Raw genomic sequence first — 26,722 nt, forward strand, 5'->3', positions numbered from 1 at the left:
TTTACCCGCCATTGCACTTAATACCGATAATGTGGTCTTAACGGCGATTGCTAACGATCGTCTGCATGACGAAATTTACGCAAAGCAGGTGCGAGCCCTGGGTCACGCCGGAGATGTGCTGCTGGCCATCTCCACGCGCGGGAATAGCCGGGACATTGTCAAAGCCGTTGAAGCCGCCGTCACCCGCGACATGACCATCGTGGCCTTAACCGGCTATGACGGGGGTGAGCTGGCGGGTCTGCTTGGGCCGCAGGATGTGGAAATCCGCATTCCTTCTCACCGGAGCGCACGTATTCAGGAAATGCATATGCTCACGGTGAACTGCTTATGTGATTTGATCGATAACACGCTTTTCCCTCACCAGGATGATTAAGGAGTTCTTATGAAGGCTTTATCGACCCTCGCAGTCCTTATGTCTGCATTACTGCTTCAGGGATGTATCGCTGCGGCCGTTGTGGGTACCGCAGCGGTAGGCACCAAGGCGGCAACCGATCCACGCACCGTGGGGACACAGGTGGATGACGGTACGCTGGAGCTGCGCGTCAACAGTGCGCTGTCGAAAGACGAACAAATCAAGAAAGAAGCGCGTATCAACGTAACGGCTTATCAGGGCAAAGTGCTGCTGGCAGGCCAGGCACCGAATATGGAGCTCGCCTCTCGCGCGAAACAGATTGCGATGGGCGTCGAAGGGACCACAGAGGTGTTTAACGAAGTGCGTCAGGGCAAGCCAATTGGCCTGGGTGACGCCTCTTCCGATACCTGGATCACCACCAAAGTGCGTTCCCAGCTGCTGGGTTCGGACCAGGTGAAATCATCCAACGTGAAAGTGACGACTGAAAACGGCGAAGTGTTCCTGCTGGGCCTGGTGACCGACCGTGAAGGGAAAGCGGCGGCCGATATCGCCAGCCGGGTGAGCGGCGTGAAGCACGTCACCACCGCGTTTACTTACATTAAGTAAGCCACACCTGAATGTAGGCCCGGTAAGCGCTAGCGCCACCGGGCTTTTTTTACATCAACGCAATACTCCCCACTATCGCCCCGCTCAACGCCACCAGCCCAGCGGTGAGCCACAGCGCTTTCGCCGGGAACGACTTACGCAGCATGATAAGCGACGGCAGGCTGATCGCCGGCAGCGTAATCAGCAGCGCCAGCGCCGGCGCGGTACCCATACCGGCCAGCATCATGGTCTGAACAATCGGGATCTCCGCCGCCGTTGGGATCACAAAAAGACAGCCTGCAACGGCCATCGCAATGACCCACATCAGCGTGTTGTCGATTGCGCCATCCGCATGCGGGAAGAGCCAGACGCGCGCCGCCCCCAGAACCAGTACCGCCAGGATATAGACCGGGATGGTGCTCCAGAAGAGCTGCCACAGCGCCCTGCCCCAGCGAGCGAAGAAACCGCCCTGCGGCTCGCTGACGTCAAGCTCAACGGCTGCGGGTTCTTCGGCAGTATCCTTCACCAGCTTTTGTACCAGCGTCGCCACCACCAGCACGGTCAGCAGCCCGGCAACCAGGCGGATAAACGCGAAATGCCAGCCGAGCACGAAGCCCATAAACACCAGCGTTGCCGGGTTGAGCAGCGGGTTCCCCATCCAGAACGCCAGCGCGCCGCCCATCGACACGCGCTGACGACGCATCCCTGCAGCCACGGGCGCGGCACAGCAGGAGCACATCATGCCCGGCAGGGAGAAAATCGTTCCCAGCAGCGTGCCCTGAAAGCGCGGCTGCCCGAGGGTTTTCACCAGCCAGTTACGGGGGATCAGCACCTGAATCAGCGAGCCCAGGATCACGCCTAAGACGGCAGCCTTCCAGACGGCAAGGAAGTAGACCATGGCGTAGTCCCACGCCGCCTGCAGCGGGCTGGAATCAGCCTGCGCGAGAATAGATTTACCGATGCTGTGCGTTTCGGCGGCGGTGAAGGCTTTGCCGTAGTACGGCTGCCATTTCACGTACCAGAGGCCAACAATGACCACGAGAAAGAAGAGTGCGGGCTTCCACCATTGAACAGGTGTTGCCGCCTGAGATGAAGACTGACCAGTCATAGCATTCCCCGGAGAGTATTAGGTTATTAGCCGGGGGAGTTTACGCCTCGCCCTGCGCGATTTCACGCAGTTTTGCCGAGGGGATAATGTTAACGCCCGCTTTCGACGGGGCCAGCCCCTCTTTTAACATCGCGCGGGCGACGTCCCGCGCCTCGATGGATTTCCAGTTGCCGGGAAGAATGCGAAACAGCGGGGCCAGTATCGACTCGTTAAATCGGCGTTCGTCCCGGTGGCCGATCAGCATCGACGGGCGCACAATCGTCAGCTGCTCCCATTTCTGCGCAATCAGTGCATCCTCCATCTTGCCCTTGACCTGGTTGTAGAAGAAAGGCGATCCGGCACTGGCACCCAGCGCGCTGACCACCAGAAAATGTTTGGCCCCCAGCTTTTTCGCCGTGAGTGCGGTATCCACCACCAGCGTATAGTCGGCGTGGATAAATGCCTCTTTGCTGCCCGCCTCCCGCCGCGTGGTGCCCAGACAGCAAAAGGCGATATCAATCGGGTCCTGGACCTGCGCCAGCGCGTCGGTCAGCTGAGGATCGTGCGGATTAAAAACGCCGGATAAGTCCGCCAGCGGTCGACGCGTCGGGGCGGCAATGTAGTTCACGCGGCGATCCTGAATCAGCAGCCGCAGCAGATGATCGCCCACTAACCCGGTGGCACCCGTAATCAATACCTGACTCATCTTATCCCCTTTACAGAATTGTCCGTTTGCGAACTCAGCGTCGTCGACCACACTTAGAAGTCTGTTACAGGTAAGTATTTACCACAAGCGGAGAAAAATCAGTCTGAAGCCAAAACAACGGAGGAAGCATGGGCAAGAAAATCGCAGTCTTGATTACCGACGAGTTTGAAGATTCAGAATTCACCTCTCCAGCAGAGGCGTTCCGCAAGGCGGGACATGAGGTCATTACCATTGAGAAAGAGGCGGGCAAAACGGTGACAGGCCATAAGGGCGAGGCGACCGTGACCATTGATGAGACTATCGATAACGTTAGCCCCTCAGATTTCGACGCTCTGCTCTTACCCGGCGGCCATTCCCCGGATTCCCTGCGCGGGGACGAGCGCTTCGTGACCTTCACCCGGGACTTTGTCTCCACCGGCAAACCGGTCTTTGCCATCTGCCACGGCCCGCAGCTGCTCATCAGCGCAGAAGTGGTCCGCGGGCGTAAGCTTACCGCCGTGAAGCCGATCGTTATCGATCTGAAAAATGCGGGGGCCGAGTTTTACGATCAGGAGGTGGTTAACGACAAAGACCAGCTGATCACCAGCCGAACCCCGGACGATCTCCCGGCGTTTAACCGCGAAGCGCTACGCCTGCTCGGCGCGTAACCAGTGAAGCTTCTTGCCAAAGCCCAGGGTGTTGTCGGTAAATTTCAGCTCATCGAGGCGGATTTCCCACACCGGGGCTTTTAGCGCAGCGGCTACCGGAAAGCGGCGCGTGTAGAGCTTACGGCGCGCGTCGCTCTCTTCACCATCCAGACGACGGATCTCCCCTTTGAACTGCACGCCGCGGATCAGCGCGACCGTTTTCGGCTGGCCGTTTACCGTGCCCGCCACCTTTGCCTGCTGTCCGGTCATCTGCGCGTGACGCGTTTTGTCTTCACTCATGACATAAAAAGCCACGCGCTCAGGATCGTAGTAGTAAAACGCATTTGCGCACCACATCTCACCCTCGTCATAGACGCACCAGGTGACAACATGCTGCTTCGCCAGCCAGCGGTTAATGGCGGCCAGTGTTTCCATTTTCGTTCTCTCTCATGCTATGGTGCGTTCACCTTAACATACTGAATCCGTTTACCGTGTGCTGGTTTCTCTATCTTGTCCGAACCGCTGATAACGCCCTCTACACCGGGATCACCACCGATGTAGCGCGGCGTTTTTTACAACATCAAACGGGAAAAGGGGCAAAGGCGCTGCGGGGGAAAGGGGAATTACAGCTCGCCTTCTCAGCGCCCGTCGGCGACCGTTCGCTGGCGCTCAGGCTGGAATACCGCATCAAACAGCTGACGAAGCGCCAGAAAGAGCGCCTCGTGACCGGAGACGGCTCCTTTGAGGCGCTACGCGAGAGCCTGATTAAAAGCGATTGAAATGGTCGTGGTACTCGACCAGGCCATGCACGCCGTTGAGCGCGTCGTCCGCCAGACGATGGACCTGGAAAGCGGATTCTGTACCCGGCCAGCGGCAGCGCAGATCGTAATGCGCGGCCTGCTCAAAGCCCAATCGGCCATAGAACGCCGGATCGCCCAGCGTGACAACGGCCGCATAACCAAACTCATTGAGCGAATCCAGCCCTTCATAGACCAGCTGGCGCGCCAGACCTTGCCCGCGATAGCTTTCATCTACCGCCAACGGCGCCATGCCTACCCACTGCAGCTCTTCGCCCTGAACGATGACCGGACTGAAGGCAACATAGCCCACCACCTGACCTTCGTCATCGGTGGCAACCAGCCCCAGCGTAATCAGGCCGTCTTCGCGAAGGTCGTGGACCAGTTGGGCTTCGGCATCGCTCGCAAAGGCGCGGCGTAACAACGCATCGATCCCCGGCGCATCAATCCCAATTTCGACTCGAATCAGCATGGCTCACCTACTGAAGTGTGTTTACCGTCCGGCGGGGTTTTCAGCCCGGCCTCAACGAAATCTGCCATTTGCATTAACATCACGCGCAGCGCTTTCGGCATCTGCTCCAGCTCAATGGCATCCATTAAATTCTTAACGTACAGGCCCAGCTCCGTATCGCCTTCAATCACCAGACGGCGCTGGAAGAAGAGCGTATCCGGATCCTGCTTGCGCGCGGCGATCATCAGCAGATCGCTGGCGCTGGCGCTAAAACTCACATCCGCCTCGGCGGTTTCGCGTACGATCAGCTGGTCATTCTCAACGGAGGTAAACCAGCGCAGCCCGATGTCACGCACTTCAATGCTTAACCAGCGGCCTTCGAGGAATTCTAGCTCGCCATCCTGCAGCGCCTGGCGGAACTGCCAGCTCAGGACCTGCTCCAGCACCTGGCGTTTAAGCGCGAACGGCGCCAGCTTGACCGGCACGCTCAGCATTGATGGACCAAATTGTACGAGACGTGAACGCAGTTTATCCAGCACGAGCTTTACTCCCTGATATCTATAGTCCTGCTATTTTGCCATATCCGAAGCGCAACATAGCGGCGTAAATCAACAAACCTTCGTCAGCCGTACCTCATTATTGGTGCCATCAATACGCCATTAGCTGCCTTAAATCAAAAATTGTCGCGTATGGGTTAATTAAAATCCCAGCTCGTTAACAATTTTGCGATCGACTACATCAGGATAAATTATGGAGCTGCTCTGCCCTGCCGGAAATCTTCCGGCGCTTAAGGCGGCCATCGAAAATGGGGCCGATGCGGTCTATATCGGGCTGAAAGATGACACCAACGCCCGCCATTTTGCTGGCCTCAACTTTACGGAGAAAAAGCTTCAGGAAGCCGTTAACTTCGTTCACCAGCACCGCCGCAAGCTGCATATCGCCATCAATACCTTTGCTCATCCTGACGGCTATGCCCGCTGGCAGCGCGCGGTGGATATGGCAGCACAGCTGGGTGCCGATGCGCTGATCCTGGCCGACCTCGCCATGCTTGAGTATGCGGCAGAACGCTATCCTCATATTGAGCGCCACGTCTCTGTTCAGGCATCTGCCACCAACGAAGAGGCCGTGCGTTTTTACCATCAGCACTTTGACGTGGCCCGCGTGGTGCTGCCGCGCGTGCTCTCTATTCATCAGGTTAAGCAACTCGCGCGCGTCACGCCAGTACCGCTGGAGGTTTTTGCCTTTGGCAGCCTGTGCATCATGGCCGAAGGCCGTTGCTATCTTTCCTCTTATTTAACCGGTGAATCTCCGAATACCGTCGGGGCCTGCTCCCCTGCCCGCTTTGTTCGCTGGCAGCAAACCCCTCAGGGGCTGGAGTCTCGCCTGAATGAGGTGCTGATTGACCGCTACAAGGACGGTGAAAACGCCGGTTATCCAACCTTGTGTAAGGGCCGCTATCTGGTCGACGGCGAGCGCTATCACGCGCTGGAGGAGCCGACCAGCCTTAACACGCTGGAGCTGCTGCCGGAACTGCTGGCGGCCAATATTGCCTCGGTGAAAATCGAAGGTCGTCAGCGCAGCCCGGCCTACGTGAGCCAGGTAGCGAAAGTGTGGCGTCAGGCCATCGACCGCTGCATGGCGGATCCGCAGAACTACGCTCCACAGCAGTACTGGATGGAGACGCTCGGGTCGATGTCCGAAGGCACGCAAACCACGCTTGGCGCGTATCACCGTAAATGGCAGTGAGATCATCATGAAATATTCATTAGGACCGGTGCTCTACTACTGGCCAAAAGAGACGCTGGAAGATTTTTACCAACAGGCCGCCACCAGCAGCGCCGATGTGATTTACCTCGGTGAAGTGGTGTGCAGCAAGCGCCGCGCCACCAAGGTGGGCGACTGGCTGGATATGGCGAAAAGCCTGGCCGGCAGCGGCAAGCAGGTGGTGCTCTCGACGCTCGCGCTGGTGCAGGCGTCTTCCGAACTGGGCGAGCTGAAGCGCTACGTCGAAAACGGCGAGTTCCTGCTGGAGGCGAGCGATCTCGGCGTGGTTAATATGTGCGCCGAACGCAAGCTGCCGTTTGTCGCGGGCCATGCCCTGAACTGCTATAACGCCGTGACCTTGCGCCTGCTGCTCAAACAGGGGATGACGCGCTGGTGCATGCCGGTAGAACTCTCCCGCGACTGGCTGGCAAACCTGCTGAATCAGTGCGACGAGCTGGGCATACGCAATCAGTTTGACGTGGAGGTGCTGAGCTACGGGCATCTGCCGCTGGCCTACTCCGCCCGCTGCTTTACCGCGCGCTCGGAAGACCGCCCGAAAGACGAGTGTGAAACCTGCTGCATTAAGTACCCGAACGGGCGCAGCATGCTGTCGCAGGAGAATCAGCAGGTGTTTGTCCTCAACGGTATTCAGACCATGAGCGGCTATGTCTATAACCTCGGCAACGAGCTGGCGTCGATGGAGGGGCTGGTAGATATGGTTCGGCTGTCGCCGCTCGATACCGGCGTGTTCGCGATGCTGGACGCCTTCCGCGCCAATGAAAACGGAGCCGCTCCGCTGCCGCTGACGGCAAACAGCGACTGCAATGGCTACTGGAAGCGTCTGGCCGGGCTGGAACTTCAGGCGTAAAAAAGGCTCACTTTGTTAACAACGGTTATCATTTTTTAATGCAGTATTAAAGATTCACCGTCGACAAAGTGAGCTGTTATGACTGACAAAACCATTCCGTTTTCGGTGCTGGATCTGGCGCCGATCCCACAAGGCGCCTCGGCAAGAGAAGCCTTTTCGCACTCGCTGGATCTGGCTAAGCTGGCCGAAAAGCGTGGCTATCACCGCTACTGGCTGGCCGAGCACCACAACATGGTGGGCATCGCCAGCGCCGCCACCTCGGTACTGATTGGCTATCTGGCAGCTAATACCACTACCCTGCACCTGGGCTCCGGCGGCGTGATGCTGCCAAACCACGCCCCGCTGGTGATTGCCGAGCAGTTTGGCACCCTGAATACCCTCTATCCGGGGCGCATTGATTTGGGCCTTGGTCGTGCGCCGGGCAGCGACCAGCCGACCATGCGTGCCCTGCGTCGCCATATGAGCGGCGATATCGACAACTTCCCGCGCGACGTGGCCGAGCTGGTGGACTGGTTCGACGCGCGCGATCCGAACCCGCACGTTCGCCCGGTACCGGGCTACGGTGAGAAGATCCCGGTTTGGCTGCTGGGCTCAAGCCTCTACAGCGCACAGCTTGCCGCGCAGCTGGGGCTGCCTTTTGCGTTCGCCTCGCACTTCGCGCCGGATATGCTGCATCAGGCGCTGCATCTTTACCGCACGAACTTCAAACCGTCCGAGCGTCTGGAGAAGCCGTACGCGATGGTGTGTATCAACATCATTGCCGCCGACAGCAACCGCGACGCGGAATTCCTGTTTACCTCCGTGCAGCAGGCGTTTGTGAAGCTGCGTCGCGGTGAGACGGGCCAGCTTCCACCGCCGGTGGAGAATATGCATCAGCTGTGGTCAGCCTCAGAACAGTATGGCGTTCAGCAGGCGCTGAGTATGTCGCTGGTGGGGGATAAGGCAAAAGTGCGTCACGGGCTTGAAGCGGTGCTGCGCGAAACGCAGGCGGATGAGATTATGGTTAACGGCCAGATTTTCGATCACCAGGCGCGTTTGCATTCGTTTGATTTGGCGATGCAGGTGAAAGAAGAGTTGGTGGGGTAGCCTTTTTGCCGGGTGGCGGCTTCGCCTTGCCCGGCCTACGGTTTTCTCCCTCTCCCTTCGGGAGAGGGGCGGGGTGAGGGGATCAGGCCGCACGGTTTAATGGTAAACAGGCAGCAGGTTAAAACTCGACAGCACGTGTACCAGGGCATTGCCAGCACCAAACACCAGAATCAGTACAATCATCGGCTTACCGCCCCAGACGCGGAATTTCGGGCTGCCAAAGCGTTTACGTGATTTACGTGCCAGCAGCGCCGGCACAATTGCCGCCCAGATGGTCGCCGCCAGGCCGGCATAGCCGATGGCGTACAGGAAGCCGTTCGGCCACAGCAGACCGCCCACAATCGGTGGCAGGAAGGTCAGCAGCGCGGTTTTGAAGCGCCCCATCGCAGAATCATCAAAGCCAAACAGATCCGCCAGGTAGTCAAACAGACCCAGGGTTACGCCGAGGAAAGAGCTCGCCACCGCAAAGTTAGAGAAGATAACCAGAAGCAGATCCAGGCTGCGGCTGTTCAGCACGCCGCTCAGCGCCTGCACCAGCACGTCGATGTTACCGCCCTTCTGGGCAATGCCGATAAATTCCGGACGCGGGATGTTGCCCATCGTCCCCAGCAGCCAAATCACATACAGACCCAGCGCCAGCAGCGTGCCGTAGACCAGACACTTTACAATGGTGCGGGGATCTTTGCCGTAGTACTTCATCAGGCTCGGCACGTTACCGTGGTAACCGAACGACGCCAGACAGAACGGCAGCGTCATCAGCAGGTACGGCGTGTAGGAGGTATTCACTTCGGCGATGTTAAACAGCGTGGCGGGCGTCACGTGCCCCAGCAGGCTGCCAAAGGTCAGGAAAAAAGTGATGACCTTAGCGCCTAATACGATCGCCGTCATGCGGCTCACCGCTTTGGTGCTCATCCAGACGATAAACGCTACAGCCAGCGCAAAACACAGCCCCGCCAGACGCGCCGGAACGTTCAGCGACATCTCCGAGAAGGTGTGATGCAGAATCGAGCCGCTCGCCGAAATATACGCGTAGGTCAGGATATAGAGCACAAAGGCGATGGACAGCCCGTTCACCAGGTTCCAGCCTTTACCCAGCAGATCTTTGGTGATGGTGTCGAAGCTGGAGCCAATGCGGTAGTTCAGATTCGCCTCAAGGATCATCAGCCCGGAATGGAGCATACAGAACCAGGTAAAGACCAGCGCCGCAAGCGACCAGAAGAACCACGCACCGGACATGACCACGGGCAGGGAAAACATCCCGGCACCTATAATGGTTCCGCCGATGATCACCACGCCGCCAAGCAGCGAAGGTGACGTTTGGGTGGTGGTTAGTGTCGCCATACAGCCTTTTCTCCAGTCAATCATGCGGTTCTGCATTTTAATGTGACGCACTGTACCAGTACAAGAGTACAAAGGGAATAAAAAAAGCCCCGATAGCGTATATCGGGGCTGTATATTTTACTTTACGTCAGAAGCGTAAGGCTTACGCGTCACCGAAACGGCGACGGCTGGTGCCTTCTTCACGACGTGGGCCACGGTTTTCGCGACGCTCGCCGGAGAAACGACGACCTTCACCACCGCGACCTTCGCTGCGGCCGCCTTCACGACGCTCGCCACCGAAGCTGCGACCACCGCCACGACGTTCACCACCGCGGTCAGGGCGTGGCTGTGCATCACCCATCAGCTGCATGTTCATCGGCTTGTTCAGGATGCGGGTACGCGTAAAGTGCTGCAGCACTTCGCCCGGCATGCCTTTTGGCAGCTCGATGGTGGAGTGGGATGCGAACAGCTTGATGTTACCGATGTAACGGCTGCTGATGTCGCCTTCGTTAGCGATCGCGCCAACGATGTGACGAACTTCAACGCCATCATCACGGCCCACTTCAATGCGGTACAGTTCCATGTCACCCGCGTCACGACGTTCACGACGTGGACGGTCTTCACCACCACGCTCTGGACGGTCACCGCGTGGGCCACGGTCATTACGGTCGCCACGACGTTCGAAGCGATCGTCACGGTCACGGAATTCACGCTTAGGACGCATCGGCGCATCTGGTGGCACGATCAGGCTACGTTCGCCCTGAGCCATTTTCAGCAGTGCTGCAGCCAGGGTTTCCATGTCCAGCTCTTCGCCTTCAGCAACAGGCTGAATCTGCGACAGCAGCGCACGGTACTGATCCAGATCGCTGCTTTCCAGCTGCTGCTGTACTTTCGCGGCGAATTTTTCCAGACGGCGTTTACCCAGCAGATCTGCGTTTGGCAGGTCAGCTTCTGGAATGGTCAGCTTCATGGTGCGTTCAATGTTACGCAGCAGACGACGCTCGCGGTTCTCAACGAACAGCAGCGCGCGGCCAGCACGGCCCGCACGACCGGTACGGCCGATACGGTGAACGTAAGACTCGGAATCCATCGGGATGTCGTAGTTCACAACCAGGCTGATACGCTCAACGTCCAGACCACGTGCTGCCACGTCGGTTGCAATCAGGATATCCAGACGACCATCTTTCAGACGTTCCAGAGTCTGCTCACGCAGGGCCTGGTTCATGTCGCCGTTCAGCGCTGCGCTGTTGTAGCCGCTACGCTCCAGGGCTTCAGCCACTTCCAGGGTCGCGTTTTTGGTACGAACGAAGATAATCGCCGCATCAAAATCTTCCGCTTCCAGGAAACGTACCAGCGCTTCGTTTTTGCGCATGCCGTACACAGACCAGTAGCTCTGGCTGATGTCCGGGCGAGTAGTTACGCTGGACTGAATACGCACTTCCTGAGGATCTTTCATGAAGCGTTTGGTGATACGGCGAATCGCTTCTGGCATGGTGGCAGAGAACAGCGCGGTCTGGTGACCGTCCGGGATCTGCGCCATGATGGTTTCGACGTCTTCGATGAAGCCCATACGCAGCATTTCATCTGCTTCATCCAGTACCAGGCCGCTCAGTTTAGAGAGATCCAGAGTACCGCGCTTCAGGTGATCCAGCAGACGGCCCGGCGTACCGACAACAATCTGTGGACCCTGGCGCAGGGCGCGTAACTGCACGTCATAACGCTGGCCGCCGTACAGGGCTACCACGTTTACGCCGCGCATATGTTTAGAGAATTCCGTCATTGCTTCTGCAACCTGAACAGCCAGTTCACGGGTTGGAGCCAGGACGAGGATCTGCGGTGCACGCAGGTCCGGATCAATGTTGTTCAGCAGCGGCAGCGAGAATGCTGCAGTTTTACCGCTACCAGTCTGGGCCATGCCCAGCACGTCACGACCAGAGAGCAGGTGTGGGATACACTCAGCCTGGATCGGAGATGGTTTTTCGTAACCCAGATCGTTAAGGGCTTCAAGGATAGGAGCCTTCAGGCCCAGATCTGCAAAAGTGGTTTCGAATTCAGCCATGTAGTACAAGTGCCTCGATATTAATGGCGGCCAGTCTACTTAGCTCATCGTGAAAATGATTAGCAATTTTCATTGAAAAGTGTGAACCGGCTCAAAGTAGGTGTATTGACGAACAACAACGCCCTCACCAGTGAAGGTGATGGCAATCAAAAGATTACGGGCTGATGTTTATGTCGTCAGCTATTGCTGGTCCGATTCTGCCAGGTCGTCTTGCTCCTGGCCCAAGAGCGATAATTCCAACAATGCATAACGGTGCTCAACGAAGTTGTGTACGTTGTTAGCAACCGCTAATTTGAACAGTGCCGTAGCGCTGTCCATATCCCCCAGACTTAGGTAGTACTTACCTAAATAGAAGTTGGTTTCACTGAGATGCTCAGCGAGCGAGGTGTTATCCGTTGCGTCCGCCTTGAGGCGTTCCATCAGCGTTGCTTCGCTAATGTTGCCCAGGTAGAACTCGACAATGTTCCATCCCCACTGTTCCTTGTCCGATTTATCGAAGCGCTGTTTTAGTGCCTCTTTTGCCTGCTTCTCATCGAGCTTCCGCTCAACGATGTAAAGCCACAGGCTACGGAAAGGATCATTAGGATCGTCTTGATAAAACGCCAGCAGATCATCTTGCGCTAACTTATCACGACCGCCGTAATACAATGCGATACCGCGATTCAAGTGCGCGTAGTTGTAAGTTGGATCAAGCTCAAGTACAGAATCAAACGCTTCATAGGCAGCATCAAAATTGCCTGCCTGCGTTAAATAAATGCCTAAGTAATTGAATACTTCAGGCATATCAGGTCGGATAGCCAGCGCTTGTGAAAAATCATTTCGCGCCAATGCCCTCAGACCGAGACTATCATACAACACTCCGCGCTCATATAAAAGCTGTGCGCGTTCTTCATCGGTTAAAGCCCGACTGGCAAGTATTTGTTCCATGCGTGCCAGAATCACTTCCTGCTGCAAAGTCGGTTGCAATGGCACTGCGAGGACTTCGCTCTTACGCCAGGCAGAGTTGCTGCATCCTGCCAGCGTTAAAGCTGTCGCAACGAAACACCAGCGCAAAAAAGGCTTCATTTCCCACTCCCGAAGACAACTATTGGATGAACGTCCTGTCCCCCGGCGGCTTAACAAGGCGTCCTGCCTGATAATAGGCCCTCCGCAAAGCGGAGGGCAAATGGCAACTTACTCGCCTTGCTGTTCTGCTGCCTGTGCTTCTGGCGCAGCAGCTGGCTGAGACTGCTCGGTTGCTTCTTTAATGCTCAGACGGATACGGCCCTGGCGATCAACTTCCAGAACTTTAACCGGTACTTCCTGACCCATCTGCAGGTAATCGGTCACTTTCTCAACGCGCTTGTCAGCGATCTGAGAGATGTGAACCAGACCTTCTTTACCGCCACCGATGGCAACGAACGCGCCAAAGTCAACGATACGGGTCACTTTACCTGCGTAGACGCGGCCCACTTCGATCTCTGCAGTGATTTCTTCGATGCGGCGGATCGCGAATTTCGCTTTCTCGCCGTCGGTTGCTGCGATCTTCACAGTACCGTCATCTTCGATTTCGATCGTGGTGCCAGTCTCTTCGGTCAGCGCACGGATTACGGAACCGCCCTTACCGATAACATCTTTGATCTTGTCTGGATTGATCTTGATGGTGTGGATACGCGGAGCGAACTGAGAAATATCGCCACGCGGCGCGTTAATCGCCTGTTCCATCACGCCCAGGATGTGCAGACGCGCACCTTTAGCCTGGTTCAGGGCAACCTGCATGATCTCTTTGGTGATACCTTCAATTTTGATATCCATCTGCAGCGCAGAGATACCTTCGCGGGAACCCGCTACTTTGAAGTCCATATCGCCCAGGTGGTCTTCGTCACCCAGAATGTCAGACAGAACAACAAAGTTGTCGCCTTCTTTCACCAGACCCATTGCGATACCCGCAACGGCGGCTTTGATTGGCACGCCTGCATCCATCAGCGCCAGAGAGGCACCACACACGGAAGCCATGGAAGAAGAACCGTTGGATTCGGTGATTTCAGACACCACACGTACGGTGTACGGGAATTTGTCTGCTTCTGGCATGACTGCCAGCACGCCGCGCTTCGCCAGACGACCGTGACCAATTTCACGACGCTTCGGCGAGCCAACCATACCGGTTTCGCCTACGGAGTACGGAGGGAAGTTGTAGTGGAACAGGAAGCTGTCGGTGCGCTCGCCCATCAGTTCGTCGATGATCTGTGCGTCACGTGCGGTACCCAGGGTCGCGGTAACCAGCGCCTGCGTTTCACCACGGGTGAACAGCGCGGAACCGTGAGTACGTGGCAGAACGCCAGTACGCACATCCAGACCACGGATCATGTCTTTTTCGCGGCCATCAATACGCGGCTCGCCTGCCAGTACGCGGCTACGAACAACGTTTTTCTCGATAGCGTGCAGGATGTCGCTCAGTTCGTTAGCGTCCAGCGCTTCGTCTTCAGCAACCAGCGTCGCGATAGTTTCAGACTTGATCACGTCAACCTGAGCGTAACGCTCCTGTTTGTCAGTGATGCGGTATGCATCGCTCAGACGAGATTCTGCCAGGGCTGCAACGCGTGCGTTCAGCGCGTCGTTTGCCGCTTCTGGCTGCCAGTCCCAACGTGGTTTACCGGCTTCTTTCACCAGGTCGTTGATGTTCTGGATAACGATCTGCTGCTGGTCGTGGCCAAATACCACAGCGCCCAGCATCTGGTCTTCGCTCAGCAGTTCAGCTTCGGATTCAACCATCAGCACAGCGGCTTCAGTACCCGCTACAACCAGGTCCAGCTTACTTTCTTTCAGCTCTTCCTGAGTTGGGTTCAGCACGTACTGGTCGTTGATGTAGCCAACGCGCGCGGCACCGATTGGGCCATTGAATGGAATACCAGACAGCGACAGGGCAGCGGATGCGCCGATCATCGCAACGATGTCCGGGTTAACCTGTGGGTTAACGGAAACAACGGTCGCGATAACCTGAACTTCGTTAACGAAGCCTTCCGGGAACAGCGGACGAACCGGGCGGTCAATCAGACGCGCAATCAGGGTTTCGCCTTCGCTTGGACGGCCTTCACGACGGAAGAAACCACCCGGGATTTTACCGGCAGCGTAGGTACGCTCCTGGTAGTTAACGGTCAGCGGGAAGAAGTCCTGACCTGGTTTAGCTTTTTTCTGGCCAACAACGGTAACGAATACCGCAGTGTCATCCATGCTTACCATAACGGCAGCAGTAGCCTGACGTGCCATCATGCCGGTTTCCAGCGTGACGGTATGTTGACCGTACTGGAATTTACGAACGATCGGATTCAGCAAAGTTCTGTCCTTTCTTAAATGTTTGACAGCACACCATCGGTGTGCTGTCGATTTAACCCGACCTTCTTCGCATCCTCGCGACTAATGACAACCAACACCCCCATGGGTGAAGCCTCTCATTAGCCGCGCGAACCTCTGCAATGAAGATCATTTATAGCAACAATACAATAGTTTCCAGTGAATTGCTGCCGTCTGGTTGAAAAAAGGGGCCATCAGGCCCCCTTTTCTGAAACTCGCAAGACTTAGCGACGCAGACCCAGACGCTCGATCAGCGCGGTGTAGCGTGCAACATCTTTACGTTTCAGGTAGTCGAGCAGTTTACGACGCTGAGAAACCATACGCAGCAGACCACGACGGCTGTGGTGATCTTTTTTGTGCTCTGCAAAGTGACCCTGCAGGTGGTTAATCTGTGCAGTCAGCAGTGCAACCTGAACTTCGGTAGAACCGCTGTCGTTAGTACCACGACCAAACTCAGAAACGATTTTAGCTTTAGCTTCAACGCTTAGAGACATTTTCAAACTCCAAAGTATAAAGAATGTAAGGATGCCGATCTCTAATTCAGCAATCCCATGTACGCCCCGCAGATTGTTAAACAATTTACCAGGCGTTAAGCGGCGATATTCTACTCGTCTCCCCTGCTTATCGCAAGGTGAGCCGTTATCACCGTCACGCGTCGACCGGATATTCGACGACCAGACGACGCGGCGCAACGCGCCCTTCGCCATCCATTTCGCCCATACCGATGAATTTCCCTTCGTCACCTTCGGTCACGCGTACCAGTCCTTCCAGCGGCGCTTGTGCCGTACGAACCGGGTTGCCGTTCTTAAAGTAAACGGACGATGTTAAAGGAAGATTAACAACCGGGAAGTCTGCTGCCGGACTGTCCATCGGCATCAGCAGTGGATCCAACAAATCTGCCGGCGCGATCCCCTGTGCTTCCGCCTGTTCTACGAGCTCGCGCAGATGTTCAAGGGTTACCATCCGCTCCACCGGGTACTTGCTCACCGCCAGACGACGCAGGTAAATCACATGCGCGCCGCAGCCCAGCTTTTCACCGAGATCGTCGATGATGGTGCGAATATAGGTCCCTTTCGAACAGTGCACTTCCAGCTCCAGCTCATCGCCTTCATGGCGAATTAACAGCAACTCATACACGGTTATCGGACGGGCTTCACGCGGGACGTCAATGCCCTGGCGCGCATATTCGTAGAGCTTCTTGCCCTGATATTTCAGCGCCGAATACATCGACGGCACCTGCATCGTGTCGCCACGGAAGCTTTCCAGCGCCGCATCAAGCTGCTCTGCACTGAAGGCCACCGGGCGCTCTTCAACCACCTGTCCATCCGCGTCGGAGGTATCCGTGCGCTGGCCCAGTTTAGCGATAACGCGGTAACGTTTATCGGAGTCGAGCAGGTACTGGGAAAACTTTGTCGCCTCACCCAGGCAGACCGGCAGCATGCCGGTTGCCAGCGGATCGAGCGCGCCCGTATGGCCCGCACGGTTGGCGTTATAAATACGCTTAACTTTTTGCAGCACGTCGTTGCTGGATGCGCCCTGGGGTTTATCCAGCAGCAGCACACCATGCACGTCGCGACCACGACGACGAGGACGACTCATCAGTCCTCCTTGCTGTCGTCCGCTGGGTTCACACGACGCTCATCGTCATGTTTCACCACGCTGGTCACCAGGTTGGACATACGCATACCTTCGACCAGCGAGTTGTCGTAGAAGAAGGTCAGTTCAGGAACGATACGCAGGCGCATCGCTTTGCCAAGCAGAGAGCGGATGAAACCTGAGGCTTCCTGCAGCGCTTTAATGCCGTTTTTCACTGCCGCTTCGTCCTGATCGTTCAGGAAAGTGACGAACACTTTTGCATAGGCCAAATCGCGGGACATTTCGACACCGGAAACGGTGGTCATCATGCCGACACGCGGGTCTTTAATTTCACGTTGCAGAATGAGTGCGATCTCTTTCTGCATTTCCTGCGCTACGCGCTGAGGGCGACCAAATTCTTTCGCCATAATAAATTCTCCAGACAAAAAAGGGGCTAAAAGCCCCTTTTAAAATTATTGCCGGGTGGCGCGAGGCGATCCCGGCTTACAATCGGTAATTAAGCGATGGTACGCTGAATTTCGATGATCTCGAACACTTCGATCATATCGCCAACGCGAACGTCGTTGTAGTTCTTCACGCCGATACCACATTCCATGCCGTTACGGACTTCGTTAACGTCATCTTTGAAGCGGCGCAGGGATTCCAGCTCGCCTTCGTAGATAACCACGTTGTCGCGCAGTACGCGGATTGGGTTGTGACGTTTGATGTTACCTTCGGTAACCATACAGCCTGCGATCGCACCGAATTTCGGTGATTTGAACACGTCACGTACTTCAGCCAGACCGATGATCTGCTGTTTCAGCTCAGGAGACAGCATGCCGCTCATCGCTGCTTTCACTTCGTCGATCAGGTTATAGATGACGGAGTAGTAGCGCAGATCCAGGCTTTCAGCTTCAATCACTTTACGCGCAGATGCATCCGCACGAACGTTGAAGCCGACCAGGATAGCGTTGGACGCAGCAGCCAGGGTCGCGTCGGTTTCGGTGATACCACCTACGCCAGAACCGATGATCTTCACTTTCACTTCGTCGGTAGACAGTTTCAGCAAGGAGTCGGAGATCGCTTCCACAGAACCCTGAACGTCAGCTTTCAGAACGATGTTCACTTCGTGAACTTCGCCCTCGGTCATGTTGGCAAACATGTTCTCGAGTTTAGATTTCTGCTGACGAGCCAGTTTAACTTCACGGAATTTGCCCTGACGATACAGTGCCACTTCACGCGCTTTCTTCTCGTCACGCACAACGGTCACTTCGTCACCGGCAGCCGGAACACCGGACAGACCCAGGATTTCCACTGGAATGGACGGACCCGCTTCCAGAACTTCCTGACCCAGTTCGTTACGCATCGCACGAACGCGGCCGTATTCGAAGCCACACAGAACGATATCGCCTTTATGCAGCGTACCTTCACGAACCAGAACGGTAGCAACCGGGCCACGTCCTTTATCCAGGAAGGATTCGATCACCGCACCGCTCGCCATACCATTACGGATCGCTTTCAGCTCCAGTACTTCAGCCTGCAGCAGGATCGCGTTCAGCAGGTCGTCAATACCGGTACCCGCTTTAGCAGATACTGGGATGAACTGCGCTTCACCGCCCCACTCTTCCGGCATAACGCCGTACTGAGACAGTTCATTCTTCACGCGGTCCAGATCGGCTTCTGGCTTATCGATTTTGTTGACTGCAACAACCAGAGGCACCTGCGCCGCTTTCGCGTGTTGGATAGCTTCGATGGTCTGAGGCATCACGCCATCGTCCGCAGCAACAACCAGGACAACGATATCCGTCGCCTGAGCACCACGGGCACGCATTGAGGTAAACGCTGCGTGGCCTGGGGTATCCAGGAAGGTGATCATGCCGTTTTCGGTTTCTACGTGGTAAGCACCGATGTGCTGGGTAATGCCACCCGCTTCACCAGAGGCAACCTTGGTAGAGCGAATGTAGTCAAGCAGAGAGGTTTTACCGTGGTCAACGTGACCCATGATGGTCACTACTGGTGCGCGCGGTTCTGCCGCAGCGCCAGTATCACGGTCGCTCATTACTGCTTCTTCCAGTTCATTTTCACGACGCAGGATAACTTTGTGGCCCATCTCTTCAGCAACCAGCTGTGCGGTTTCCTGATCGATGACCTGGTTGATGGTTGCCATAGCGCCCAGCTTCATCATCGCTTTGATGACCTGAGAGCCTTTAACCGCCATCTTGTTCGCCAGTTCGCCAACGGTGATGGTTTCGCCAATCACGACGTCACGGTTAACTGCCTGAGCTGGCTTCTGGAAGCCCTGCTGCAGAGCGGAACCTTTACGCTTACCGCCTTTACCGCCGCGAACAGCAGCGCGTGCTTCTTCACGGTCAGCTTTGGATTCAGCGTGCTTATTGCCTTTTTTCGCTGGACGCGCAGCTTTAGTACTGCGAGTACGGCCGCGACCACCTTCAACTTCACGGTCGTTGTCGTCTTCAGCCTGACGCGCGTGCTGAGAAGTGGTCACGTGATAATCGCTGGTATCTTCAGTCGGTTCAGCGGTATTCACACCGTTCTTCTCGTTTTCTTCTGCCATACGGCGCGCTTCTTCTGCGACGCGGCGAGCTTCTTCTTCCAGCTTACGGCGGGCTTCTTCTTCCGCTTTACGCTTCAGCTCGGCAGCTTCATTTTCACGGCGGGCTTTTTCAGCCTGGGCGGTTTTTGTCATTTCGTCTGTCTGTTGATTGCTCACTTTGTCTTTTTCCGCAGCGTCACGCTTCACTTTATCACTTGCGTCGCGTTTCGCTTTTTCTGCGGCCTCACGTTCAGCTTTTAATTCTGCTTCACGTTTGGCGGTTGCTTCCGCCTCACGCTGAGCTTGTTCTTCCGCTTCACGCTGTGCCTGCTCTTCCGCGGCAAGGCGTTCTGCCTCTTGCGGATCACGTTTTACAAAGGTGCGCGTCTTGCGGACTTCAATTTGTACCGATTTGCTTTTGCCACCGGTACCAGGGATGTTTAACGTGCTACGCGTTTTGCGCTGCAGCGTTAACTTGTCAGGCGTAGAACCGTGTTCACGGTTCAAATGCGTTAACAAGGTTTGTTTTTCTTGCGCGGTCACCGAGTCATCAGCGGACTTCGGGATCCCTGCATCAGCAAATTGCTGTACCAGGCGGTCCACGGAGGTCTGAATCTCAGCAGCCAGCGATTTTACAGTTACATCAGTCATGCTGTTCCTTCCTGCTACAGTTTATTACGCTTCGTCGCCGAACCAGCAAATATTACGTGCGGCCATGATGAGCTCGCCGGCTTTCTCGTCGGTTAAACCTTCGATATCAGCCAGGTCATCAACGCCTTGCTCAGCGAGATCTTCCAGCGTACAAACACCACGGGCAGCCAGCTTGAACGCAATCGCACGATCAAGACCTTCCAGATTCAGCAGGTCATCAGCCGGCTTCTTATCGCCAAGGCTTTCTTCCTGAGCCAGCGCCAGGGTGGTCAGTGCGTTTTTAGCGCGTTCACGCAGGGTTTCAACGGTTGGTTCATCCAGACCGTCAATTTCCAGCAGCTCTTTCATTGGCACATAGGCCAGTTCTTCCAGCGTAGAGAAACCTTCTTCAACCAGAACAGTGGCGAAGTCTTCGTCAATATCCAGGTATTTAGTGAAGGTATCGATCGCCGCATGGGCTTCAGCCTGATGCTTAGCCTGCAGGTCATCAACGGTCATAACGTTGAGTTCCCAGCCGCTCAGCTGTGACGCCAGGCGTACGTTCTGACCGTTACGGCCGATTGCCTGCGCCAGGTTGCCCGCTTCAACAGCGATATCCATGGTGTGTTTGTCTTCGTCAACAACGATAGACGCCACATCAGCTGGAGCCATTGCGTTGATCACGAACTGCGCCGGGTTGTCATCCCACAGAACGATATCAATACGTTCGCCGCCCAGCTCAGTAGAGACTGCCTGGACACGCGCACCGCGCATACCGACGCAAGCACCGACCGGGTCGATACGCTTGTCGTTGGTTTTCACCGCAATTTTCGCACGGGAGCCCGGATCGCGAGCCGCCGCTTTAATCTCGATAACTTCTTCACCGATTTCCGGTACTTCGATACGGAACAGTTCTACCAGCATTTCTGGCTTAGAACGGGTCACGAACAGCTGCGCACCGCGCGCTTCAGGGCGAACGGCGTACAGAACACCGCGGATACGGTCGCCTGGACGGAAGTTTTCACGCGGCAGCATATCTTCACGCAGGATCACGGCTTCAGCGTTACCCGGCAACCCTTCGGATTTGATCTCCAGGGAGATGTTGTCGCGGTTCACTTTCTTCACCACGCCGGTGATGATTTCGCCTTCCTGATCGCGGAACTGATCGACAACCAGCGCGCGCTCGGCTTCGCGCACTTTCTGCACGATGACCTGTTTAGCGGTCTGGGTGGTGATACGGTCGAAGGTCACAGATTCAATCTGATCTTCAACGTAATCGCCCACGTTCAGACTTTCGTCTTCAAAACGGGCGGCTTCCAGCGTGATCTCTTTGGTCGGCTGGGTCACTTCTTCAACGATTACCCAACGACGGAATGTATCGAAGTCACCGCTTTTACGATCGATTTCTACGCGAACATCGATCTCTTGTTCGTATTTTTTCTTGGTTGCTGTAGCCAGTGCACTTTCCAGCGCTTCGAAAATCTTCTCACGCGGCAGTGATTTCTCATTGGAGACGGCTTCAACAACAGCCAAAATTTCTTTGTTCATCGCGGGCTTTTCACCTCAATCCAGACTGTTAAAAGTGGGGAACCAGGTTCGCCTTCTGGATATTACTCAGCGCGAACACTTCATCTTTGCCGTCGACTGTCACCGTGATCATTTCACCATCAACGGCTTTGATAATTCCCTGCCATTTACGGCGGTTCTGTACGGCCATACGCAGAACGAGAGCCACTTCTTCACCGGTAAAGCGCACATAGTGCTCGGCCGTGAACATCGGGCGATCGAGGCCAGGTGAGGAAACTTCCAGGTTGTACGCAACGGTAATCGGGTCTTCAACATCAAGAACCGCACTCACCTGGTGGCTGACATCAGCACAATCATCAACATTGATGCCATCTTCACTATCAATATAGATGCGCAGCGTCGATGTACGGCCGCGAACGAATTCGATGCCGACCAGTTCGTAGCCCAGTGCTTCGACCGGTGCAGTAATCATCTCTGTTAATTTTTGCTCTAATGTGGACAAGCCCACCCCCAAGACATAAAAAAAGGGCGTAAAGCCCAGTTATTCTGTAGTCAGATAACAAAAAACCCCGATAAATCGGGGCTTTAGATAACTGAACCCTATAGCCACAACTGTGGCCTGGAGCACTTTCCGAAAGAATTTTTTCAAATCCAGCTACGAAGGCTCTAAGTCTTCACAGTATATTTGAAAAAGAACTTTATGGGAAAGTGGTTGCGGGGGCCGGATTTGAACCGACGACCTTCGGGTTATGAGCCCGACGAGCTACCAGGCTGCTCCACCCCGCGCCTGAAACGTGGCAAATTCTACGCGTTTTGGACAGAATTTGCAAATAATGCTGGGATTTGGTACCGAAGACGGGACGTAAAATCGGCGTTTAGTATATTGATAGTTGACCCCACCTGTCAAGGCGACTTCCGCCAGATCAAACAGACCAAAATTTTTACAAAAAACGCACGAGTCTCTTCCGGTCTTCGCCAAAAGATGATTAAATGAATACTCACTTATTTTGCATAAAAATGCACAAGAGAGCGAAAGCGGTCTCTAATCAGTCAATCAAGCAGGGTTTTATTCTATGACGACGATTCTCAAGCATCTTCCGGTAGGACAACGTATTGGCATCGCTTTCTCAGGCGGCCTGGATACCAGCGCTGCACTGCTGTGGATGCGCCAGAAGGGAGCGGTTCCGTATGCCTATACTGCGAACCTGGGTCAGCCGGATGAGGACGACTATGATGCCATTCCTCGTCGCGCTAAAGAGTATGGTGCTGAGAACGCGCGCCTGATTGACTGCCGTAAGCAACTGGTCGCGGAAGGTATCGCGGCTATTCAGTGTGGTGCATTCCATAACACCACCGGCGGCCTGACCTATTTCAACACGACCCCGCTGGGCCGTGCGGTCACCGGCACCATGCTGGTTGCGGCGATGAAAGAAGACGGCGTCAACATCTGGGGTGACGGCAGTACCTATAAAGGCAACGATATTGAACGTTTCTATCGTTATGGCCTGCTGACCAACGCCGAACTGCAGATCTACAAGCCATGGCTGGATACCGACTTCATCGACGAGCTGGGTGGTCGTCATGAAATGTCCGAGTTTATGATTGCCTGCGGTTTTGACTACAAGATGTCCGTTGAGAAAGCCTACTCCACCGACTCCAACATGCTGGGTGCGACGCACGAAGCGAAAGACCTGGAATTCCTGAACTCCAGCGTGAAGATCGTTAACCCGATCATGGGCGTGAAGTTCTGGGACGAGAACGTCAAAATCCAGGCCGAAGAAGTGACTGTGCGTTTCGAACGCGGCCATCCGGTTGCGCTGAACGGTAAAACCTTCTCTGACGACGTTGAGCTGATGCTGGAAGCTAACCGTATTGGCGGACGTCACGGTCTGGGCATGAGCGATCAGATTGAAAACCGTATCATCGAAGCGAAAAGCCGTGGCATCTATGAAGCCCCGGGTATGGCGCTGCTGCACATCGCTTACGAGCGTCTGCTGACCGGCATCCACAACGAAGACACCATTGAGCAGTATCACTCTCATGGCCGTCAGCTGGGTAAACTGCTGTATCAGGGCCGCTGGTTCGATCCACAGGCGCTGATGCTGCGTGATGCGCTGCAGCGTTGGGTAGCAAGCGCGATCACCGGCGAAGTGACGCTGGAACTGCGTCGCGGTAACGACTACTCCATTCTGAACACCGTGTCGGACAACCTGACCTATAAAGCAGAGCGTCTGACCATGGAGAAAGGTGAATCCGTGTTCTCACCGGACGATCGTATTGGCCAGCTGACCATGCGTAACCTGGATATCACCGATACCCGCGAGAAGCTGTTCAACTATGTTGAGAATGGCCTGCTCTCCGCGAACTCCGGTAACGGTCTGCCACAGGTTGAAAACCTGGAACACAGCGATAAGAAATAATCGACAGCAAGTCATGCAAAAGGCGCCCTACCGGCGCCTTTTTTGTTTGGTGTTTGTAGGGCGGGTAAGCGCAGCGCCACCCGTCATTTTGCCCCCCACACAATATACAGACGAAAAAAAAGACGTCTTTCGACGTCTTTCTTCTGGAATATTGGTACCGAGGATGGGACTCGAACCCACAAGCCCGTTAGGGCACTACCACCTCAAGGTAGCGTGTCTACCAATTCCACCACCTCGGTACAGAATACTTAGTGCGGGATATCGCTGGTTGGCTTAGCCGGTGCAGCTGGCTGAGTCTGCTCAGTTTTCGCTGGCGCGCTCAGATTTTCCCACTCGCTTCCTTTGCTGGTCTTGTTGCTGTTGATATTGCCAAGCACCAGACTGATGATGAAGAACAGCGTAGCCAGAATCGCCGTTGTACGGGTCATGAAGTTCGCAGAACCACTTGAACCAAACAGCGTACCGGAAGCGCCTGCTCCGAAGGAGGCTCCCATATCAGCGCCTTTACCTTGCTGCAGCATAATCAGCGCTACGAGAGCGATGGCTACAATAAGGAAAATAACTAAAAGAGCTTCGTACATAATCAACCTGTTCCTTGCGGATTTGCCGCATACCAATGCTTCGACCAATTAGCAGGATTTTTGTTTCCCACTGAAGCGGGTGTGAATACTAACCAAAGCGAATGGCCTTCGCAAGGGCATTTTCGACGCATTGTATCAACTGCGGAAAAAAACAGCAAAAAGCCATTAATTGCTTAAAACAAAGGCGGCAAACGCCGCCTTTTTAAACATTTAGCATGCAATATTATGCAGCTTTCACGGCATCCGCGATACGGTGCGCAAACTCGGTTACCTGCGCTTCGTCTTCACCTTCCACCATCACGCGGATCAGCGGTTCGGTACCGGACTTACGCAGCAGCACGCGTCCACGGTTGCCCAGCGCCGCTTCAACGTCAGCCATTACCGCTTTCACGTTCTCATTTTCCAGCGGATCGCCTTTACCGGCTGTGAAACGTACGTTTACCAGGATCTGTGGGAACATTTTCATCCCGCTGCACAGATCGTGCAGGCTCATATGGTTGCGGGCCATCGCGGCAACCACCTGCAGCGCGGCCACAATACCGTCACCGGTGGTGGTTTTGTCGAGCAGGATCACGTGACCTGAGTTCTCAGCACCGATACGCCAGCCCTTCTCCTGCAGTTTTTCCAGCACATAGCGGTCACCCACTTTCGCGCGGACAAACGGAATACCGAGCTGTTTCAGCGCCAGCTCCAGGCCCATGTTACTCATCAGCGTACCCACCGCACCACCGCGCAGCTGGCCCTGACGCAGACCTTCACGTGCAATGATGTAGAGGATCTGATCGCCGTCGACCTTGTTACCTTCGTGGTCGACCATGATCACGCGGTCACCGTCGCCGTCCAGCGCAATACCCAGATCGGCTTTCTCTGCCAGAACACGCGCCTGCAGGGCACGAACGTCAGTTGCCCCCACCTGCTCGTTAATGTTCAGACCATCCGGCTCGCAGCCAATGGTGATGACTTTCGCACCCAGCTCGCGGAAGACATTCGGGGCGATGTGATAGGTCGCGCCATTAGCACAGTCCACCACAATTTTGAGGTGAGCCAGGCTCAGCTCATTCGGGAACGTGCCTTTACAGAATTCGATATAGCGACCCGCCGCATCAACGATACGGTTCGCTTTACCCAGCTCTGCGGAATCAACACAGGTGATCTCTTTTTCCATTTCAGCTTCAATGGCTTCTTCCACCTCATCCGGCAGCTTGGTGCCGTCAATGGAGAAGAATTTAATGCCATTGTCGTAGAACGGGTTATGAGAAGCCGAGATGACAATCCCCGCTTCCGCACGGAAGGTGCGCGTCAGATACGCAACCGCAGGCGTTGGCATTGGGCCAGTAAAAGAAGCGGAAAGTCCAGCAGCCGCCAGCCCCGCTTCCAGCGCGGACTCCAGCATATAGCCGGAAATGCGGGTGTCTTTACCGATGATAATTTTACGTGAGCCATGACGCGCCAGTACCTTGCCAGCCGCCCAGCCGAGCTTCAGGACAAAATCAGGGGTGATGGGAGCATCGCCTACGCGCCCACGGATACCGTCGGTACCAAAATATTTACGATTACTCATAGCGTTTGTTTTCCTTCGCTGCCAGTGTGGCTTCCACCACACGCATGGCTTCTACTGTTTCTTTTACGTCATGGACACGAATAATGTGCGCGCCCTGCATCGCCGCAATCACCGCGCAGGCCAGACTACCGCTCAGGCGTTCGCTCGGTCCCACGTTCAGCAACTGCCCAATCATCGACTTTCTCGACATCCCCACCAGCAGCGGCAGGCCAAAGTGATGGAATTCCGACAGGCGCGCAAGTAACGCATAATTATGTGAGAGATTTTTACCGAAACCGAACCCCGGGTCGAGCAGCAATTTCTCTTTTGGGATACCTGCACGTTCACAGCGCGCGATATGCTCAATAAAGAAGCGATTCACGTCAGCAAAGACATCGTCGTACTTCGGTGCTTCCTGCATGGTTTTCGGCTGACCCTGCATGTGCATCAGGCATACCGGTAACCCCGTCTCTGCTGCGGCCTCAAGTGCACCAGGCTCAGTGAGTGAGCGAATATCATTAATAATGTGAGCGCCCACTCTCGCCACTTCACGAATCACCTCAGGCTTGGACGTGTCTACGGAGATCCATACTTCAAACCGCTGTGCGATAGCTTCAACCACCGGCACCACGCGCGCCAGCTCTTCTTCCACAGACACGTCCGCCGCACCAGGACGCGTCGATTCGCCGCCAACGTCAATGATGGTGGCACCCGCATTAATCATTAAATTCGCGTGCTTAACCGCCTCGATAAGCGTGTTGTGCGCGCCGCCGTCAGAGAAGGAGTCAGGGGTAACATTCAGGATCCCCATCACATGGGGGTGTGAAAGATCGAGATGCGTGTCCTGAGCGAATAATTTCATGG

27 protein-coding genes and 2 tRNA genes are annotated in these 26,722 nt (G+C 55.4%); 8 read left to right on the forward strand and 21 right to left on the reverse strand.

The annotated features are described in order from the left end of the window. Together N037_RS05880 and dolP are read left to right on the forward strand one after the other, a co-directional pair. Positions 1-373: SIS domain-containing protein (locus N037_RS05880; RefSeq protein WP_032639687.1), on the forward strand; the 373-nt coding region annotated here is incomplete at its 5' end. Between the two features lie 9 nt (positions 374-382). Continuing rightward, complete coding sequence (gene dolP / locus N037_RS05885; RefSeq protein ID WP_023333574.1) at positions 383-958, forward strand: division/outer membrane stress-associated lipid-binding lipoprotein; 576 nt, start codon at positions 383-385, stop codon at positions 956-958. Positions 959-1,007: 49 nt separating this feature from the next. Here the strand turns inward: dolP and N037_RS05890 are convergent, their stop codons facing one another. After that, positions 1,008-2,045: a permease gene (locus N037_RS05890; RefSeq protein ID WP_032639689.1), complete on the reverse strand. Its 1,038-nt coding sequence runs from the start codon at positions 2,043-2,045 to the stop codon at positions 1,008-1,010. 40 nt (positions 2,046-2,085) lie between these two features. Next, positions 2,086-2,730, reverse strand: coding sequence for an NAD(P)H-binding protein (locus N037_RS05895; protein WP_032639691.1), 645 nt, complete (start codon positions 2,728-2,730; stop codon positions 2,086-2,088). A 128-nt stretch (positions 2,731-2,858) separates the two neighbouring features. On the opposite strand from N037_RS05895, the gene N037_RS05900 reads away from it, so the two are divergent. Continuing rightward, positions 2,859-3,377, forward strand: coding sequence for a type 1 glutamine amidotransferase domain-containing protein (locus N037_RS05900; protein WP_023333577.1), 519 nt, complete (start codon positions 2,859-2,861; stop codon positions 3,375-3,377). Here N037_RS05900 and N037_RS05905 read toward each other — a convergent pair. After that, positions 3,357-3,791, reverse strand: a complete 435-nt coding sequence (locus N037_RS05905; RefSeq protein WP_023309322.1) for a YhbP family protein — start codon at positions 3,789-3,791, stop codon at positions 3,357-3,359. The genes N037_RS05900 and N037_RS05905 overlap by 21 nt on opposite strands. Positions 3,792-3,805: 14 nt before the next feature. On the opposite strand from N037_RS05905, the gene N037_RS05910 reads away from it, so the two are divergent. Beyond that, the gene (locus N037_RS05910; protein ID WP_072163896.1) at positions 3,806-4,135 is read left to right on the forward strand and encodes a GIY-YIG nuclease family protein; all 330 of its coding nucleotides are present in this window, start codon (positions 3,806-3,808) and stop codon (positions 4,133-4,135) included. Here the strand turns inward: N037_RS05910 and N037_RS05915 are convergent. Both N037_RS05915 and ubiT read right to left on the reverse strand, forming a co-directional pair. Continuing rightward, positions 4,122-4,625 (reverse strand): GNAT family N-acetyltransferase, encoded by a 504-nt coding sequence (locus N037_RS05915; RefSeq protein ID WP_032639694.1) that lies wholly within the window; start codon positions 4,623-4,625, stop codon positions 4,122-4,124. The two genes, N037_RS05910 and N037_RS05915, sit on opposite strands and share 14 nt — an antisense overlap. Beyond that, complete coding sequence (gene ubiT / locus N037_RS05920; RefSeq protein WP_032639696.1) at positions 4,619-5,143, reverse strand: ubiquinone anaerobic biosynthesis accessory factor UbiT; 525 nt, start codon at positions 5,141-5,143, stop codon at positions 4,619-4,621. The genes N037_RS05915 and ubiT overlap by 7 nt, the downstream gene beginning before the upstream one ends. Positions 5,144-5,354: 211 nt before the next feature. On the opposite strand from ubiT, the gene ubiU reads away from it, so the two are divergent. From ubiU to N037_RS05935, 3 genes are all read left to right on the forward strand, one after another. After that, on the forward strand, positions 5,355-6,350 hold the full coding sequence (gene ubiU, locus N037_RS05925; protein WP_032639698.1) for a ubiquinone anaerobic biosynthesis protein UbiU: 996 nt from the start codon (positions 5,355-5,357) through the stop codon (positions 6,348-6,350). 7 nt (positions 6,351-6,357) lie between these two features. After that, positions 6,358-7,236 (forward strand): U32 family peptidase, encoded by an 879-nt coding sequence (locus N037_RS05930; protein WP_032639700.1) that lies wholly within the window; start codon positions 6,358-6,360, stop codon positions 7,234-7,236. A 78-nt stretch (positions 7,237-7,314) separates the two neighbouring features. Then, a complete protein-coding gene (locus N037_RS05935; protein WP_023333583.1) occupies positions 7,315-8,322 on the forward strand; it encodes a luciferase-like monooxygenase in 1,008 nt (335 codons plus the stop codon). Between the two features lie 96 nt (positions 8,323-8,418). Here N037_RS05935 and mtr read toward each other — a convergent pair whose 3' ends face one another. The 12 genes from mtr to N037_RS05990 all read right to left on the reverse strand — a co-directional run bounded on the left by mtr (position 8,419) and on the right by N037_RS05990 (position 22,103). Continuing rightward, positions 8,419-9,663: a tryptophan permease gene (mtr, locus tag N037_RS05940; RefSeq protein WP_032639779.1), complete on the reverse strand. Its 1,245-nt coding sequence runs from the start codon at positions 9,661-9,663 to the stop codon at positions 8,419-8,421. 142 nt (positions 9,664-9,805) lie between these two features. Further along, positions 9,806-11,701 carry a DEAD/DEAH family ATP-dependent RNA helicase gene (locus tag N037_RS05945; protein WP_032639702.1) on the reverse strand — a complete coding sequence of 632 codons (1,896 nt, stop codon included), beginning with the start codon at positions 11,699-11,701 and terminating at the stop codon, positions 9,806-9,808. Then, the gene (gene yrbN, locus N037_RS24800; protein WP_097397692.1) at positions 11,694-11,774 is read right to left on the reverse strand and encodes a protein YrbN; all 81 of its coding nucleotides are present in this window, start codon (positions 11,772-11,774) and stop codon (positions 11,694-11,696) included. Before yrbN ends, N037_RS05945 begins: the two co-directional genes overlap by 8 nt. Before the next feature lie 107 nt (positions 11,775-11,881). After that, positions 11,882-12,766, reverse strand: coding sequence for a lipoprotein NlpI (gene nlpI, locus N037_RS05950; protein ID WP_023333586.1), 885 nt, complete (start codon positions 12,764-12,766; stop codon positions 11,882-11,884). A 108-nt stretch (positions 12,767-12,874) separates the two neighbouring features. Continuing rightward, on the reverse strand, positions 12,875-15,013 hold the full coding sequence (gene pnp, locus N037_RS05955) for a polyribonucleotide nucleotidyltransferase (protein ID WP_023309332.1): 2,139 nt from the start codon (positions 15,011-15,013) through the stop codon (positions 12,875-12,877). 242 nt (positions 15,014-15,255) lie between these two features. Then, on the reverse strand, positions 15,256-15,525 hold the full coding sequence (gene rpsO / locus N037_RS05960; RefSeq protein WP_003861789.1) for a 30S ribosomal protein S15: 270 nt from the start codon (positions 15,523-15,525) through the stop codon (positions 15,256-15,258). Positions 15,526-15,679: 154 nt separating this feature from the next. After that, positions 15,680-16,630 (reverse strand): tRNA pseudouridine(55) synthase TruB, encoded by a 951-nt coding sequence (gene truB / locus N037_RS05965; RefSeq protein WP_032639704.1) that lies wholly within the window; start codon positions 16,628-16,630, stop codon positions 15,680-15,682. After that, positions 16,630-17,034 (reverse strand): 30S ribosome-binding factor RbfA, encoded by a 405-nt coding sequence (gene rbfA, locus N037_RS05970; protein WP_003024988.1) that lies wholly within the window; start codon positions 17,032-17,034, stop codon positions 16,630-16,632. The genes truB and rbfA overlap by 1 nt, the downstream gene beginning before the upstream one ends. Positions 17,035-17,123: 89 nt before the next feature. Then, complete coding sequence (gene infB, locus N037_RS05975) at positions 17,124-19,811, reverse strand: translation initiation factor IF-2 (protein WP_023333588.1); 2,688 nt, start codon at positions 19,809-19,811, stop codon at positions 17,124-17,126. Between the two features lie 24 nt (positions 19,812-19,835). Next, positions 19,836-21,338, reverse strand: coding sequence for a transcription termination factor NusA (nusA, locus tag N037_RS05980; protein ID WP_032639707.1), 1,503 nt, complete (start codon positions 21,336-21,338; stop codon positions 19,836-19,838). 28 nt (positions 21,339-21,366) lie between these two features. Then, positions 21,367-21,819 (reverse strand): ribosome maturation factor RimP, encoded by a 453-nt coding sequence (rimP, locus tag N037_RS05985; protein ID WP_032639709.1) that lies wholly within the window; start codon positions 21,817-21,819, stop codon positions 21,367-21,369. Between the two features lie 207 nt (positions 21,820-22,026). After that, positions 22,027-22,103: transfer RNA gene (locus N037_RS05990), tRNA-Met, on the reverse strand. A gap of 287 nt (positions 22,104-22,390) precedes the next feature. Between N037_RS05990 and argG the strand changes: the two genes are divergently transcribed. Then, the gene (gene argG / locus N037_RS05995) at positions 22,391-23,737 is read left to right on the forward strand and encodes an argininosuccinate synthase (protein WP_023309336.1); all 1,347 of its coding nucleotides are present in this window, start codon (positions 22,391-22,393) and stop codon (positions 23,735-23,737) included. Between the two features lie 152 nt (positions 23,738-23,889). On the opposite strand, the gene N037_RS06000 is transcribed toward argG, so the two are convergent. The 4 genes from N037_RS06000 to folP all read right to left on the reverse strand — a co-directional run bounded on the left by N037_RS06000 (position 23,890) and on the right by folP (position 26,720). Next, positions 23,890-23,976, reverse strand: a tRNA-Leu gene (locus N037_RS06000). A 9-nt stretch (positions 23,977-23,985) separates the two neighbouring features. Continuing rightward, a complete protein-coding gene (gene secG / locus N037_RS06005) occupies positions 23,986-24,318 on the reverse strand; it encodes a preprotein translocase subunit SecG (protein ID WP_023333590.1) in 333 nt (110 codons plus the stop codon). A gap of 223 nt (positions 24,319-24,541) precedes the next feature. Beyond that, the gene (glmM, locus tag N037_RS06010) at positions 24,542-25,879 is read right to left on the reverse strand and encodes a phosphoglucosamine mutase (protein ID WP_023333591.1); all 1,338 of its coding nucleotides are present in this window, start codon (positions 25,877-25,879) and stop codon (positions 24,542-24,544) included. Next, positions 25,872-26,720, reverse strand: a complete 849-nt coding sequence (gene folP, locus N037_RS06015) for a dihydropteroate synthase (RefSeq protein ID WP_032639711.1) — start codon at positions 26,718-26,720, stop codon at positions 25,872-25,874. The genes glmM and folP overlap by 8 nt, the downstream gene beginning before the upstream one ends. Positions 26,721-26,722 lie beyond the last annotated feature (2 nt).

It is taken from the genome of Enterobacter sp. EGD-HP1 (assembly GCF_000733275.2).
Classification (GTDB): Bacteria; Pseudomonadota; Gammaproteobacteria; order Enterobacterales; family Enterobacteriaceae; genus Enterobacter.